The sequence below is a fragment of the Actinoplanes sp. NPDC026670 genome, assembly GCF_040638175.1.
Taxonomy (GTDB): Bacteria; Actinomycetota; Actinomycetes; order Mycobacteriales; family Micromonosporaceae; genus Actinoplanes.
In genome coordinates this window covers 50,709-65,147 of sequence record NZ_JBEZXU010000044.1, presented here as the reverse complement: position 1 = coordinate 65,147, position 14,439 = coordinate 50,709, and the positions used below count along the sequence as shown (strand labels likewise).

The 14,439-nt window shown below is 71.3% G+C and carries 11 protein-coding genes; 4 read left to right on the top strand and 7 right to left on the bottom strand.

Translation table 11 applies throughout. From position 1 onward, the window contains the following. Positions 1–13: 13 nt before the first annotated feature. The 4 genes from AB0E94_RS34485 to AB0E94_RS34470 form a co-directional block, all read right to left on the bottom strand. Positions 14–1,951: an alpha/beta hydrolase gene (locus tag AB0E94_RS34485; RefSeq protein WP_360335191.1), complete on the bottom strand. Its 1,938-nt coding sequence runs from the start codon at positions 1,949–1,951 to the stop codon at positions 14–16. An 82-nt stretch (positions 1,952–2,033) separates the two neighbouring features. Further along, complete coding sequence (locus AB0E94_RS34480; protein ID WP_360335189.1) at positions 2,034–2,702, bottom strand: response regulator transcription factor; 669 nt, start codon at positions 2,700–2,702, stop codon at positions 2,034–2,036. After that, positions 2,699–3,748 carry a sensor histidine kinase gene (locus AB0E94_RS34475; RefSeq protein ID WP_360335187.1) on the bottom strand — a complete coding sequence of 350 codons (1,050 nt, stop codon included), beginning with the start codon at positions 3,746–3,748 and terminating at the stop codon, positions 2,699–2,701. The genes AB0E94_RS34480 and AB0E94_RS34475 overlap by 4 nt, the downstream gene beginning before the upstream one ends. A gap of 76 nt (positions 3,749–3,824) precedes the next feature. Next, a complete protein-coding gene (locus AB0E94_RS34470) occupies positions 3,825–4,907 on the bottom strand; it encodes a hydrolase (RefSeq protein ID WP_360335185.1) in 1,083 nt (360 codons plus the stop codon). Positions 4,908–5,082: 175 nt separating this feature from the next. Here AB0E94_RS34470 and AB0E94_RS34465 point away from each other — a divergent pair, with 175 nt between their 5' ends. From AB0E94_RS34465 to AB0E94_RS34455, 3 genes are all read left to right on the top strand, one after another. After that, positions 5,083–5,757: a hypothetical protein gene (locus AB0E94_RS34465; protein WP_360335183.1), complete on the top strand. Its 675-nt coding sequence runs from the start codon at positions 5,083–5,085 to the stop codon at positions 5,755–5,757. A 68-nt stretch (positions 5,758–5,825) separates the two neighbouring features. Beyond that, positions 5,826–6,701: an alpha/beta hydrolase gene (locus tag AB0E94_RS34460; protein ID WP_360335181.1), complete on the top strand. Its 876-nt coding sequence runs from the start codon at positions 5,826–5,828 to the stop codon at positions 6,699–6,701. Positions 6,702–6,776: 75 nt separating this feature from the next. Beyond that, a complete protein-coding gene (locus AB0E94_RS34455) occupies positions 6,777–7,193 on the top strand; it encodes an aromatic ring-opening dioxygenase LigA (protein ID WP_360335179.1) in 417 nt (138 codons plus the stop codon). 267 nt (positions 7,194–7,460) lie between these two features. On the opposite strand, the gene AB0E94_RS34450 is transcribed toward AB0E94_RS34455, so the two are convergent. The 3 genes from AB0E94_RS34450 to AB0E94_RS34440 form a co-directional block, all read right to left on the bottom strand. Then, positions 7,461–9,179, bottom strand: coding sequence for a hypothetical protein (locus tag AB0E94_RS34450; protein ID WP_360335177.1), 1,719 nt, complete (start codon positions 9,177–9,179; stop codon positions 7,461–7,463). After that, a complete protein-coding gene (locus tag AB0E94_RS34445) occupies positions 9,176–10,477 on the bottom strand; it encodes a tetratricopeptide repeat protein (protein ID WP_360335175.1) in 1,302 nt (433 codons plus the stop codon). Before AB0E94_RS34445 ends, AB0E94_RS34450 begins: the two co-directional genes overlap by 4 nt. Before the next feature lie 128 nt (positions 10,478–10,605). Then, positions 10,606–12,255 (bottom strand): DUF4331 domain-containing protein, encoded by a 1,650-nt coding sequence (locus tag AB0E94_RS34440; protein WP_360335173.1) that lies wholly within the window; start codon positions 12,253–12,255, stop codon positions 10,606–10,608. 214 nt (positions 12,256–12,469) lie between these two features. On the opposite strand from AB0E94_RS34440, the gene AB0E94_RS34435 reads away from it, so the two are divergent. Beyond that, the gene (locus AB0E94_RS34435; RefSeq protein WP_360335171.1) at positions 12,470–13,819 is read left to right on the top strand and encodes a glycosyl hydrolase family 18 protein; all 1,350 of its coding nucleotides are present in this window, start codon (positions 12,470–12,472) and stop codon (positions 13,817–13,819) included. Positions 13,820–14,439 lie beyond the last annotated feature (620 nt).

The following is a 14,439-nucleotide window of genomic DNA, read 5'->3' as shown; positions in this document are numbered from 1 at the left end:
GGCGGCGGCCCGGTCAGCCGGCCGTCGCTGACGTGGCTGAAAGGCGGCCGGCGGTGGGCGACTGCGGGCGGAAGGCCGGCAGGGCCAGGTTGGCGGCGACGGCAGCGCCCACGATCGTGGTGGCCAGCGCCGCGATGTCCGGGAGCGCCCAGTACCCGATCGCCGCGCCCGCGACCGCCGCGGCGACGGTCACGGCCAGTGGCAGGAGACGGAGATCGCGGGCCCCGGCCGCGTAGGTGCTCAGCCCCACGGCCAGCCCGACCGACGGCACCGCCACCGCCGCCGACCCGATGAACGCGGCCGGCCCGGCCGTCCACACCAGCAGGATCGCGCAGCACCAGCCGCCCACCCCGAACAGCGCGGGCGTCAGGAACCGCAGCCACATCCCGGCCCGCGGCCCGAACGCGCGCCGCCGGACCCGCAGCAGCATCGCCGCGACCAGGACCACGGTGAGCAGCGCGAGCCCGGCGACGATGCCGAACAGGTACCGCCCGAGCGCTGACATGCCGACCGCCGGGCTGAAGTCGACGGGCCGGGGCGTGAACTGTGACGACACCTGCCCGGTGTCGAAGAACGTGGTGAGCAGATGCGAACCGGCGGCCGGCTGGTGCTCCCAGAAGTCACCGGTGTGCCCGAGTTCGGGCAGGATCACCTGCTGTCCGCGGGACAGGGTGGGCAGCAGTTCCCGGGTGGCGAGTTCGGCCGGCGTGGAGAAGTCCAGGCTCCCGCCGATCAGCAGTGTCGGCACGTCACTGGGCTGCAAGCTCCGGTAGGCGGCGTTGTCCGGGCTGTCCGGCCACTTTTCGAAGAATCCGCCGGGACCGCCCCACAGCAGGTCGGTGGCCTTGTTGCCGAGGACCGACCCGTGGTCCCCGCCGGCTGCGTAGTAGCGTTCGGCGGCCGGCGCGTCGATCATGCCGAACGACGCGAACTCGCCCCACACGAACGACGTCGGCAGCACCAGGTCGCCGAGGACGGACAGCGCCCACAGCGCTGCCGGGTCGCCGCTGAGATACGCGTCGATCAGGGTGGGCGCGTTCAGCGGGGCGGCGCCGGGCCCGTTCAGGAACATTCCGTACATTCCGGCGACGCGGACGTTGCCGTCCTTGATCCGCAGCGGACCCCAGCGGTCCGGGACGTCCGCGGCGACCTTCCGCATGGCGTCGGTCAGATCGGGCGTACGGCCAGAGCACCCCGAATCCTGCCGGCACAGTTCCGCGTACCGCCCGATCTGCCGATCCGTGATCGCCGGGTCCCAGACGAAGTGCCCGGGCGGGTTGACCGAGATCATCGCGGACCGTTCCAGCGACGCCGGGTACCGCCACGAGTAGATCATCGCGGTCCGTGTCCCGGCGCTGGAGCTGAGCAGGTTGATCCGCCCGTACCCGAGGGCGACCCGGGCCGCTTCCAGGTCGTCGACCCGCTGCGCGATCGAGTAGCCGGTGAGGTCCACCCCGTCCCCAGTGAGCCGTTCCGCGCAGGCCCCGAACGCCGCCGTCGCCGCCCGCAGCCCGTCCGCCCCGGCCAGGTCCGCCGATCTCTGGAGCGCCCGGTCCACCTCGGGGCAGTCGAGCCGCCGTGACCCGTCGACCCCGCGGTACCCCACGAGCACCACGTCGTGCCCGTCGATCAGCCGCCCGGCCTGCGGAAACTCCAGGTTGGTGGCGCCCGGCCCGCCGTTGAGCCGGAAGATCGGCGCCCCGGTGACGGCCCCGGTGGCCCGGATCCGGATGACCGGCAGCGCGATCTGGTCCGAGCCCGGGTCCCGGCGGTTCTCCGGCACGACGATCGTCCCGCAGTCCGCCGCCACCGTGCCGGTCTCCACCTCGTAGTCACAGTCGCGCAGGCTGAACCCGCCTGCCGGAACGTCGAACGTCTCCGCCGGCCGCAGGCCGAGCAGACCGAGGGCGGCCATCACGACCGCGAGGATGACGATGCTGATTCTTCTCATGCCCGGAACCGTAGGAATCCGGGCCCGCCGGAACGTCCCTCCACGGGGGACACCGGATCTACCCCCACCGGGGTAGATCCGGTCAGGCCGGCGGGCGGCCCACCGCGCCGCCGCGGTAGGCGATCACCACGGCCTGCGCGCGGTCCCGGGCCCCGATCTTGGCCAGGATCCGTTTCACGTGCGTCTTCACCGTCGACTCGGCCAGGGTCAGCAGGGCGGCGATCTCCGCGTTCGGGTAGCCCTCGGCCACCAGCCGGAGCACCTCCCGCTCCCGGGCGGTGAGCCGCTCCAGCAGCCGGGCCTCCGCCGACCGTCCCACGGCCGGCGCCGGTGTCACGAACCGGTCGAGCAGCTCGCGGGTGACCGCCGGGTCGATCAGCGCGTCCCCGGCCGCGACCGTCAGCACCGCGTCGATCAGGCGTTCCGGCGAGGCCCGTTTGAGCAGGAAACCGCTGGCCCCGGCCTGCACGGCGCCCCACACGTACTCGTCCTGGCGGAACGTGGTCAGCACCAGCACCCGGGCCGCCGATCCGCCGGCCACGATCCGCCGGGTGGCCTCGATGCCGTCGATGCCGGGCATCCGCACGTCCATCACCACGACGTCCGGCTCCAGCTCACGGCAGAGGGCGACCGCCTCGATCCCGTCGGCGGCCTGCCCGACCAGCGTGATCGTCTCGGCGGTGCCGAGCACGACCGCCACACCGGCCCGCAGCAGCGCGTCGTCGTCGGCGAGCAGCACCCGTACCGTCATGATCTCAGCCGGCAGTGCAGGCGGAACCCGTCGGGGCCCGGACCGTGGGTGACCGTGCCGCCGAACATCGCTGCGCGCTCGCCGATGCCGAGCAGCCCCCGCCCGGGCCGGTATCCGCCGGCCGCGCCCTGCCCGTCGTCACGAACCGTGATGTCCAGGCCGTCGTTGTCGGCACGCACCGTCACCCAGGCGTGGCTCGCCCCGGCGTGCCGCAGGGCGTTGGTGAGCGCCTCCTGGACGATCCGGTAGGCGGTCAGATCCAGACTGTGCGGAAGATCCTTCACCTCGGGGCTGACTTCCAGCGTCGTCGGCAGGCCGGCCTCGGTGATGCGGCGGGCCAGGTCGGGCAGCATGTCGAGGCGGTCGGCGCCGACCGGATCGGCGTCACCGAGGACACCGAGGACCCGATCGAGTTCGGTCAGCGCGTCGCGCCCGGAGTTCTCCAGGTCCAGCAGCAGGTCACGGGCCCGCCCCGGATCCTGGTCGAGGAGCCGGCGGCCGGCGCCGGCCTGCACCAGCATCAGGTTGACCGTGTGTCCGATGAGATCGTGCAGCTCACGGGCGATCCGGGCACGTTCGACAGCGACCGCCCGCTCCCGGTCGAGCCGTCGCACGGCCTGCTGCTCCTCCTGCCGGCGGGCGGTCGCATAACCGGCCGTCCACAGTGCCAGCCACACCACGAGCACCCCGAGCGGCTGGGGCGGCTGCACCGGATCGTCACGGAACGTGAAGTACACGCCGATACAGGCGACGGTGCCGGCGAGACCCCACCAGGCCTGCCGCCGGCTCGCATGGCGAGCCACCGACCAGACCCCGAGCAGATTGGCGTACGGGGAGAGCCAGCTCACCGGTGTGGTCAGCGCTTCCAGGCACAGCGCCGTGGCACTGAGCACGAACGCTGGGAACGGCAGCCGGCGACGCAGCGCGACGGCCACCGCCAGGATCACCCCGGCCGTCACCGCCGCCACCGCGTCCCCGGCCGGAACCGGGTCCAGCATGAACCGCTCGGCCAGCAGTGCCACGAGGAAACACGCACCGAGCGTCACGTCGAGTCCCGCTCTGAACGGTGGCGCTTCGACCGTACCGCTGCCGCGCATTTGATCTCGTCCTTGCTCTTGATCGTCAGGGGCGGAAGATGATCTCCGGATAGCGCGGTGACGGTCCGTTGAGGATTCCGCCGCCACGGTGCCGTAGGTGCCTGTCGAAGAACGCCCGCACATACGTCCGCTGGATCGCTACCGAGCGTTCGGCGCCGATCGTGCCGACCACCGGCTCGACCTGGTCCGGAGGCAGTCCCAGCTGCGGGAACAATGCCTGGTAGTCGGTGAACGACAGGTGCGCCGACTCCTTCAGCTCGATCCAGTAGCGTGGCCCGCGAAGCCGGTTCCAGGCCTTCGTCCAGGTCTCGTCGTCCTCACCGTGCGTGTCCGAGCCGAAGAGCAGGAACGGCCGTTTCAGGTCGCGGTCCAGGATCGGGCCGATGAAACTGCCGTCCAGGTTGATCCCGGCCTGCACCCGCTTGTCGACGAGCATCACGTCAGCCGCCGTGGTGCCGCCCATCGACGCCCCGAACATGCCGATCCAGGACAGGTCCATGGTCCGGGCCAGCGGCATCCGGCGCAGCTGGTCCAGCACGAACCGGGTGTCCCGCACCCGCACATCGACGATCTTCTCCAGCAGCTTCTCCTCCGCCTCCGGGGAGTCGGGCGGCTCGATGGCGGCGGTCGCGATCCGCCCGTCCGGGAACTCGACGAAGTTCGCGTCGTGGGTGTGGTCGATCGTGACGACCACGTAGCCGTGGCTGACCAGGTCCTCGACCAGCACCGTGCCGGAGGTGCGTTCCACCCCGAACCCGGGGGAGTAGAGGACCACCGGATGCCGGCCGCTCGCCGGCGGCGCGTTGACGTAACCGTGGGTGACCGGGAGCGCGTACGGGCTGTCCGGTGGGTTGATCCGGGCGGCGACCCCCGGCGACACCCAGCCGGCGCGCTGGTGGCCGCGGACGGAACGGGCCGGGTACCAGATCGACACCATCAGCTCACGGTTCTTCTCCGACGCCACCCACGGGTCCGGGCGGGACCTGTCGATCAGGTGCGCGGTGGCCGTGCCGATCAGGGCCGGGCCGGTCGGCGGCGGCAGCGAGAGCTGGGTGACGGTGGCCACCGGCGTGGCGGCCAGAGCCAGGGAGAGCAGCGCTTTCATCATGCTCCGAGTCTTCGGGCCACGAGTCGTCCACAGTAGTCGCGGACCTCACCTGTTCGATGTGCGTTTCGCATGGTCCGGGCCGTGCGGAACACATCCTGGCCGGTCACCGCCCGGTCCCGCACGGCAGATCGGACACGCTTGGACACGCTTGCGCGCCCGGTCCAGAATCGTGATCGTGCTGCTCTCCAGTCGCCTGCGGGTGATCGCCTTCTGCTCGGTGCCGATCCTGTTCGCCGCCGTCGGGAGCCTTCTCGGCTGGCCCGGCTGGGTGGTCGTCTTCGTGATCATCGTGGTGGGGGTCGTCCTCGGCTTCGTCGTCAAGAGCCGGCACAGCGGACAGGCGGTGGAGACGACCGCCAAATGGCGCACCCTGGTGCTGTACTCGGCGGCGTTCGTCTGCACGGTGGCCACCTTCCACGGCGCGCGGCTGACCGCCCTGGACCTGGCGGGCCGGACCACCCTGGCCGACATCGACCACTTGGAGCGCAAGCAGTCGACCCGCCGCAGCGGCCGGATCGAGATCACCTACTGCTACCACCTGCGGCACCCCGACGGCGCCTCGATGAACGGCAGCCTCTGCCGCGACGGGCGCGACTTCGCCCGCGGCGAACCCATCGAGGTGCTGACCGATCCGACCGGGCTGGTCGCCCCGGAGACCCCGGACCGGGTGGCCGGCGTCGCGTGGCCCCGCAACATCGCGCTCGGCTCGTTCGCCGTGATGATCCTGGCCGCCCTGTCCGGTGGTGGCATCCCGACGCCGGAAAAGCCGCTGGTCCCGCCCGGCAGGTACGGCCGCTGGAACCCGTCACCACCGAAACCGCGCCGGGACCGCAAACGCCGGCGCCGCTGATCACCAGGGTGCCGGCCAGGGACCTCCACGGGTTCGCCGGGCGCCCGCCGGGCGGCATCCTCACCGTCATGACAATCGATCCACTGTCCGCCGGCGCCCACGAACTGGTCACCGGCGGCCTCACCCAGCGCTACCACGTCCACGGGCAGGGCGACGAGGTCCTCGTCGCGGTTCCCGGCGGGCCCGGCGTGCACTGGGAATACCTGCGGATGCCCGAGGTCGAACAGCACGTCACGGTGGTCCACGTCGAGCCGGTCGGCACCGGCGGCTCCGGCCGCCTGCCGGCCCATCCCCGCGGTTACACCCGTGAGGTGTACGCCGAAGCGCTCGACAACCTCATCGACCACCTCGGCCGGGAGCGGGTCCACCTGCTCGGGCACTCGCACGGCGGGTTCGTCGCCCAGTACTACGCCGCGTCCCGCCCGTCCCGGCTGGCCGGCGTGATCCTCTACGACTCGTCCCCGGTCACCGGCCCCGAACAGGGCGCCGAGAGCATGCGGCAGGTCGAGCAGTTCATCGCCCGCAACGCCGGTAACCCCGAGCTGCCGGCGGTCCTCGAGGCGTTGCAGTCGGTCGGCTCGATCACCGACGACACCGAGCTGACCGCGGCGCTGCGCGGCCTGTTCCCGGCATATGTCGCCGACTACTGGAAGCGCGAGCCCGAGTTCGCGGCGCTGCGGGAGCAGGTGTCCGTCACCTACATCGAAGCCGATCTCGTCCAGGACCGTGAACTGCTCGCCGGTCTGACCGTGCCGGCGCTGGTGCTGGCCGGCCGGTACGACGTGATCTGCGGTGAACGCTGGGCCCGGGAGATCCACTCCCTGGTCGCCGGCTCCCGTCTGGTGATCCTGGAGGAGAGCGGCCACATGGGCCACATCGAGGAGCCGGCGGCCTTCGCGGCGGCGGTCACCGGTTTCGTGACTCGTCGACACGGCGTTTCTTGATTCATCGATAGGGCGGCGGGCGCTCATCCCTTGTGGAGGATGCCCGTGCCCCTTTTCGTCCCCGAACCTGACGACATGGCAGAGAACAGGCGCGGAACGGTTCCGCTTCTCGGACTTCTGGTGCTCATCGCCGGGGCGATCCTGATCGTCGCCGGCGTGATCACGTACGTGACGATCAGCTCCACCCTGGCGGCACAGCAGATCACCGTGTCTTCTGATGCGGCGGCCTTCGCCGGCCAGCACGTGGACCAGCCGTGGGAGGCCTACGCCGAGGCGAAGGTGATCGCCGAGCACGCGGGCGAGATCGCCGACGGGAAGACCTACGCCCAGCTCGCCCGGGACGACCCCAACCGGGAGACCGTGATGAACGCGTCCTTCCTCCAGGCCTCCCTGTTCACCTCGGTGGTCGCCTTCGGCGTTGCCGCCCTGGCCGCCGGAATCGGGATCGCATTCGTCCTGATCGGCGTGGCCCTCCGCAAGACCGCTCCCTGACACCGCTCCCGTGCGGTGCGTGGCCATCTGCGGTCCGTTTCGGACCGGGGTTTGGCACGGGTGTCGGTTCGGTGGGGTGCGTGGTGGTTTGTGGTGCGTTTCGGGCCGCGGTTCGGCACGGGTGTCGGTCCGGTGCGGTGCGTGGCCATCTGCGGTGCGGTTCGGGCCGTGGGTCGGCACGCGTGCCGGTTCCGGCGTTGCGTGGTGATCAGTGGTCCGATATGGACCGGAGGTCACCACGCAACGCCGGGACCGCGTTGGTGCGGGTCAGGCGAGGGCTCGTAGGCCGATGCCCAGTCCCACGACGACGACCAGGGCGGCGGTGGCGGTCGGTGCGCCTGCGGCTGCCCGGCCGCCGAGCCGGGAGAGCCGGCCGGCCCAGCCGCGTGCCGTGATCAGGTGGGACAGTCGGTTCTGGGCCACCACCAGCAGAAGCCCGACCGCGGTCAGCGTCGCGGCCATCCCCAGCCCGTAGGCGACGACCAGGGCCACCCCGAGCCCGGCACGGCCGAGCCCGATCGCTCCGAGCAGCACCACGAGCGCCGACGGGCTCGGCACCAGGCCACCGGCTAGACCGATTCCGGCCAGCCCGAGCCGTCGCCGCAGCCGCCCGCCCCGACCTCCCGAACCCGCCAGCGCGCCCGAATTGTCCGCCCTGCCCGATCCGCTCGCCTTGCCGGGTCCGCTCGCCTCCTCCGTTCCACTCGCCTCGCTCGATCCGTTCGCCTTGCCCTGTTTGCGCGCCTCGCCCGGTCCGTCGGCCTCGCCCGGTCCGTTCGCTTCACCTGGTCCGCTCGCTTTGCCTGGCTCGCTCGGACTGTCGCTCGGCTCGTGGTGGTGATGCCCGTGATCATGGTGGTGGGCATGACCGCCTGGGCCGTGGGTGTGCGGGTGACCGCCATGGCCGTGGCCGTGCCCGTGCGAGTGGGTGTGGTCGTGGGAGTGGGTGTGGGTGTGCGGACGGCGGGCGGTGATCAGCATTCCGGCGCCGACCAGCACCACCAGCACGCCGCTGGCGACGCCGAGGACGGTCAGGACGCGTTCGCCGGCCAGGGCCGTCGACGTGCTCAGCAGCAGGCCGACCACCAGCACCGCGCCGGTGTGCGCGAACGTCACCGCCCCGCCCACGGCGAGCGCGTCGCGGATCCGGCCGCGCCGGCCCGCGAAGTAGGCGGCCATCACCGTCTTTCCGTGGCCGGGCAGCACCGCATGCCCGGCGCCGAGCAGCACCGCCAGCAGGAACGCCAGCCCGACGACCACCGGCGTGAGCCGTCCGCCGAGCGCAGCCTCGACCCGTTCCTGGGCCGCCGCGAGCAGCCCCGGACCAGCCGGCATGTCGAGCGGCCGGCCGGCCACGGCGCCGGGCGTCCCGTCACCGCCGACCTGAACGGTCGCGGTCCGCACATCAAGAGCGGAGGTCAGAAGATCCTGGGGGTACGCCCGGAGCCGCCCCGTGACACTCTCCACCGGAACGGTCGACGACGACAGCCGCACCCCGTCCCCGGTCGCGGTGATCTCCCGCCATCCGACCCGGTCCGCCCGGTACCCGTTGTCGGCGCGCACCTCGGCGATCCCGTCGAGCCGGGCCGGAGCAGCGAGCTCACATTCGAGCCGGCTCGTCTCCAGTCCACCGGTCCCGGAGGTCAACGTGTAGACGGGCGACGACACGCTCCAGGCGAGCCGCTGCCCACCGGCGGTGACCGCGAACCCGTCGGCGAGCCGACCACATTCGGCCTCCGCATACCGCTCCAGCTCAGCGTCCTGGAGGACACCGTCGCCGTCCCCGTCGGCGCGCGACCGGTCCTGGAGGGTGGGCAGTTCGGCCGCGTCGACGACCGCGCTCACCTCGACCAGGTCCGCGCGCAGGGTCAGCCCGGCGTACTGGTTGACCGAGAACTTCCCGAGCGGATGCGCCTGGGCCGGCGCGGCCGGCCAGAGCAGGGCCCCGGCGACCAGCGCACCGACGAGAGCTGCATACCTGTTCATCGATTGCCTCCGGAGGTGCGCAACCCGGCGAGGGCGCGGCGGGCGAGCGGTGCGTCGACGGGGGAGAAGTGGGGGTTGGTGTCCAGGGCCCGGGCCAGCGACGCCCGGGCCGCCTCCGGCTGCCCGAGACCGAGTTCGATCATTCCGAGGTGGTACGCGTAGACAGCCGCCCGCGATCCACCGGCGATGGCCCGTCGCGCATAGGGCAGGGCTTCCGCGTCCCGCCCGGCCGAGTGCAGTGACCAGGCCAGCATGTCGGCCACATCGGGGTGCTGCCGGCGCCCCCACTCGGCACGGGCGGCGGTGACGGCGTCCTCCGGCCGTCCCTGAGCGAGCGCCAGTTCGGCCGCGGCCAGCCCGTCGGCGCCCCCGTTGGCGGCGAACAGCCCCTCAGCCGCGGCGGCCAGCTCGATCTGCTGATCAGATTCGGCCTGCCGTCCCGCCGCGCGGAGCAGTGTGGCGTACTCCACCAGCGTCGAGGTGGCGGGCATCCGGGCGACGAGCCGCCCGTACCCCTCGAGGTCGCCTCGCACCGCGCCGATCCGGGCCATCCCGTGCTGGGCGCCGAAGGCGGACGGGTCCGCCGCGAGCGCGGCCGTATAGGCGGCCTCGGCGGCGGCGAGATCCCCGCGCCCGAACGCGAGGTCACCCAGCTGTGCCTGGCAGAACGCCACGTCGTGCGGGTCGACGGCGTTGTCCAGCGCCTGCCGCATGAGCGTCTCGGCGTCGGCGACCTGTCCGCGCAGTTCGAGGTCGTAGGAGGCGCGGGCGTAGGCCGCGAGCCCCGGCCGGAGGTCGAGCATCCGCTGCACGGCCGCGGTGGCGCCGGGCGCGTCGCCGAGCTGGGTCAGCGCGTCGGCGAGCACCCCGTACGCGCCGGCGTCGTGATCATTGGCGGCCAGCGCCTCCCGGGCCCGGTCGCGGGCGGCGGCGAAGTCGTGCCGGGCGTTGGCGAGCGCCCCGAGCACCACGAGCCCGTCGCTGTTGCCGTCCGGCCGCAGCCGCAGCGACCGCAGCGCCGCCTCCTCGGCTTTCGGGTACAGCCCGGGGTCGGCGGTGATGCGGGCCTGCTCCAGGTAGGCGGCGCCGAGGGCGGCCCAGCCCGGCCAGTCCCCGGGCACGGCCCGCAGCTGCTGCTGGGCCCGGGCGATCCGCTGCGCGAGCACGTCGACGGGCTGCTGGGTGGCGGTCTGCGCCACGGGTGTCGGCGCGTCCGGCCGGGCCACGACGGCGGCGGCGCCGAGCAGGCCGACCCCGAGCACACCGGCCAGTCCGAAACGGATCAGGTTACGTCGCATGAGAATTCCTCCACCGAGGAGCGAGAGAGCGAGAGAGCAGAGCGGGCCGTGGGAGCGCAAGGAGTGGGACAGAGAGGTTGGTGCCGGGCGGGCGTTCGGCAACACGCCCGCCCGGCGTCAGGTGCGGCTCAGAACGTCAGGGTCCGGTCGGGGTCGCCCCCGGTGTTGCGCCGCCGGTACCACCGGAGCAGCAGGAACACCCCGGCCAGCACGATGACCAGCCCGAGCCCGGTCGCGCCGGACACCACCGCCACCGGGACCAGGTCCGGCGCCGGCTGTGCCACGTCGGTGTCCGCGGCGGCGGGCGCCGCAGCGGCCGGGGAACCCCCGGTGAGCTTGCCGACCGTCGCCGGCTGCTTGGCGGCGCTGTTCACGGCGACCCCGTTGGGCAGCGCCACATACGGGAACTCCCCACCGAACTGCTGGTCGTTGGCGTCCACGGCGTCCCCGGCAGCGAGCGCGTCGACCAGCTTCCCGGTCTGTGCCGCCCCGACCAGCGCCTGAAGTTCGATGTCGACCACGTCGTCGCTGAGCCGCCGGCCGTTCGGGAACCCCTGCAGGTCACCGGCGAGCACCCCGAGCCGGTTCGGCGATCCGGCGACCGGCACCGACAGGTTGAGCCGCAACTGCTCGGACGGCGTGAACCGGGACGCCTTGACGTCGGCGTTGTTCAGCTGCGAGTTGAGGTCGGCCTTGATCGGCCCGCCGGCCTTGGTGGTGATGCCGGTCAAGAAGATCTCCGCGAGGTCGTTGCGGGGCGTCTTCGGCGCCGGGATCTTGTAGATCGACTCGATCAGCTTGGGCACCTCGGGTTCCAGCACCCGCTTGACCAGCGCCGGGATCTTGGCGTCCCGCTCCGGCGGGGTGGCGTTGAAGGTGTCCTTCAGCGAGGCGGGCACGACCACCTCGTTGACCAGCGGGTTGCCCAGGCGGGACACCTGCACCTTGCCTCCGGACTGACCGCCGCCGGTGATCCGTACCCGATTGCGTTCGGTCGTGGTCCACACCCCGATCACCGGGTTGCGGCCGGCGTCGGCCTTGAGCGCGACATCCTTGAACGGCACCTGGAGCGCGATCGTGTTGACGTTGTAGCCGGCCACCGTGTCCTGGCCGGTCTCCGAGAGGTCGCCGCCGTACAGCAGGTCGAAGACGCGCAGGTCGAGGAAGAACGGGTCGTCCGCCTGACCGGCGAAGATCTTCCAACCCCCAGGGAGGGTACGGGTGGCCTGCTGCCGCAACGTGCCGTAGTCGGGCATCGACGCGGCCCCGACCCGCGACGGCGCCACCGGAGCGTCCTCGACACGGGTCTTGAACGGCTCGCCGTTGAACGACGACTGGAGGCTGTAGGTCTGCTTGAACAGCAGGTTCTCGTCGTCGAGCGAGGTGACCGGCCCGTTGTTGTACAGGAACGTGCTGTCGCCCCGGTTGTCGATGCTCCGGAACTTCCACTTGAACTCGGCGTCCGGTTTGGCGTCACCGTCGTTGTCGACCTTGATGTGGTACGTGGCGTCGGTCGCGAACGGGTAGAAGTTGGGCCCGCCGTTCGGCTCCTCGAACGGCTGCCAGTTGGCGACGAACGTGACGAAGCCGGGCCGTTCGGGGCTGACGAACGCGTACAGGTCGGTGTTGTCGATCGCCGGGTCGGCGGCGACCAGGGGCGCCTCACGGTGGCTGGACGCCGTCGCGGTCCCGGGGCCGAGACCGTACAGCGAGCCGCCGAGCAGCGCGACTGCGCCGAGCGCGGCGAGGGTGCGCCGCAGGCGGGGTTTGGCCGTCATCAGTGGGTCCTTCCGTGCTGGCGAGAGTCGGTCTCTCGGCACGGATTCGCGGCTCCCGCATCTCCGGATGGGCCGATGTGGACTTGCCGACATCCACCCATCCGCGGGCCGGGCGTCTCCGAATCCCCTGGTTCCGGAACCTCGCGTTCATATTGACGTCTGTAAGTTAACTTTCCTAACCTTTGCTGACCCGGACAGAAGGGTCACATCCCCCATGAAGATCAGAAGAGTTCTCACAGCCGCCCTCACCCTCGCCACGTCGGTGATGGGACTGGCCGCGGCACAGCCCGCGTCGGCTGTGGTGCTGCCCAACGGATTCAAGAGCGTCGGCTACATGCCGTCCTGGGCCGGCAGCGTCACCGCCGTCCAGTACTCGAAACTGACCCACATCAACTACTCGTTCGCGCTGCCCAACGCCAACGGCACCCTCCAGCCGATCGAGAACACCGCCAAACTCCAGCAACTGGTCACCCTCGGGCACCAGAACAACGTCAAGATCTCCCTGGCGGTCGGCGGCTGGAACGACGGCAACGACTCCGCGTTCGAGAGCCTGGCCGCGAACTCCGGCACCCGGACCACCTTCGTGAACTCGCTGATGTCGGTGGTGCGCCAGTACAACCTGGACGGCATCGACATCGACTGGGAGTATCCGGACCCGGGCACTTCCGGCAACAACTACACGGCCCTGATGGGGCAGCTCAGCACCGCGCTGCACAACGAGGGCAAACTGCTCACCGCGGCGGTCGTCAGCGAGGGCGGGACCGCGAACGGCGTGCAGCCGGCGGTGTTCGGTCATGTCGACTGGCTGAACATCATGGCCTACGACGGCGGCAGCCCGCACGCCGGCTACGACTGGTCGATCGCCTCGGCGAACTTCTGGAAGAACCGGGGGCTGCCCAAGGCCAAGACCGTGCTCGGGGTGCCGTTCTACAGCCGGCCGGGCTATTACACGTACGCCCAGCTCGTCGCTCTTGATCCGGCCAACGCGAACCGGGACTGCACGACGGCGGGTGGGGCGCAGCAGTGCTACAACGGCCTGCCGACGATCCGCCGCAAGACCCAGTGGGCGCTCGCCAACGCCGGCGGCGTCATGAACTGGGAGCTGAGCCAGGACGCCACGGGGGCGAATTCGCTGGTCAGCGCGATCTACGAGACCGTGATGGGCGGCACCGGGCCGGTCGGCCGGACCGGGCGGATCACCGGCATCGGCGGCAAATGCGTCGACATCGCGGCGGCGAGCAGCGCCAACGGCACCGCCGTGCAGCTCTACGACTGCAACTCGACCACCGCCCAGACCTGGACCGTCGGCACCGACGGCACCGTCCGCGGCCTCGGCAAATGCCTGGACGTGAACGCGGCCGGCACCGCCAACGGCTCGCTCGTGCAGATCTACGACTGCAACGGCACCGGCGCGCAGCAGTGGCAGTCCGCATCGGACGGCACGCTGCGCAACCCGGCGAGCGGGCGCTGCCTGGACGCCCAGAACAACAGCTCCGCCAACGGCACGCGCCTCCAGATCTGGGACTGTTTCGCCGGCACAAACCAGCGCTGGACCCTCCCCTAACTCGGAAGTGGACCTACTTCCTCCCGGTTGAAGCCGCTTCACGCAGCAGACCGGCAGCGACCAACCCCACTCACCGTCCGCAACCACCCACCCACCGCCACTCACCGTCCGCAACCAACCACCCACCCGCCTTCCGCTGGCGCCACCTGTCGCCGCGCGCCGCCGGGCACCGCCGGTTCGCTGCTCGCTACTTCCCCTCGTCGATCTTGTGGAGTTCGGTCACTGTCTCGTGGAACTCCACAAGATCGACGTTGGGCGCGGTGCCGTTGAGGTCATCGCCCCCTTTCTTGTCGATCTTGTGGACGTCGGGCGCACCTGTCTCGCCCTCGAGTTACGCCATTTGGCGCAGCGGCATCGCGGGTCATGGTCGACGCTGAAGTGAATTTTGCATTCGTCCTGGTCAGCGTCATCCTCAGCGACCTTCGCAAGATCATCGTGAGGTCTGACGACCTCGGGTGGCCGCTTGGAGGCGATGCCGGGAGCAGGCCGCCGAGGGCGAACCCGCCGGCCGCAGCGATGGCCAGCGCACACGTTCGCCTGGGCGCAGCGGTGGTCAGCGCACACGTTGGCGCATTGTGTGCGTCTGCTTCGCTCTGACGGGGACGGGAGCACTCGTTGTG

Bases quoted from the DNA above. Each gene is read 5' to 3' on its own strand.
- AB0E94_RS34450 (WP_360335177.1), bottom strand. From the start codon at position 9,179: ATGAACAGGTATGCAGCTCTCGTCGGTGCGCTGGTCGCCGGGGCCCTG.
- AB0E94_RS34435 (WP_360335171.1), top strand. From the start codon at position 12,470: ATGAAGATCAGAAGAGTTCTCACAGCCGCCCTCACCCTCGCCACGTCG.
- AB0E94_RS34480 (WP_360335189.1), bottom strand. From the start codon at position 2,702: ATGACGGTACGGGTGCTGCTCGCCGACGACGACGCGCTGCTGCGGGCC.
- AB0E94_RS34440 (WP_360335173.1), bottom strand. From the start codon at position 12,255: ATGACGGCCAAACCCCGCCTGCGGCGCACCCTCGCCGCGCTCGGCGCA.
- AB0E94_RS34460 (WP_360335181.1), top strand. From the start codon at position 5,826: ATGACAATCGATCCACTGTCCGCCGGCGCCCACGAACTGGTCACCGGC.
- AB0E94_RS34470 (WP_360335185.1), bottom strand. From the start codon at position 4,907: ATGATGAAAGCGCTGCTCTCCCTGGCTCTGGCCGCCACGCCGGTGGCC.
- AB0E94_RS34485 (WP_360335191.1), bottom strand. From the start codon at position 1,951: ATGAGAAGAATCAGCATCGTCATCCTCGCGGTCGTGATGGCCGCCCTC.
- AB0E94_RS34445 (WP_360335175.1), bottom strand. From the start codon at position 10,477: ATGCGACGTAACCTGATCCGTTTCGGACTGGCCGGTGTGCTCGGGGTC.
- AB0E94_RS34455 (WP_360335179.1), top strand. From the start codon at position 6,777: ATGGCAGAGAACAGGCGCGGAACGGTTCCGCTTCTCGGACTTCTGGTG.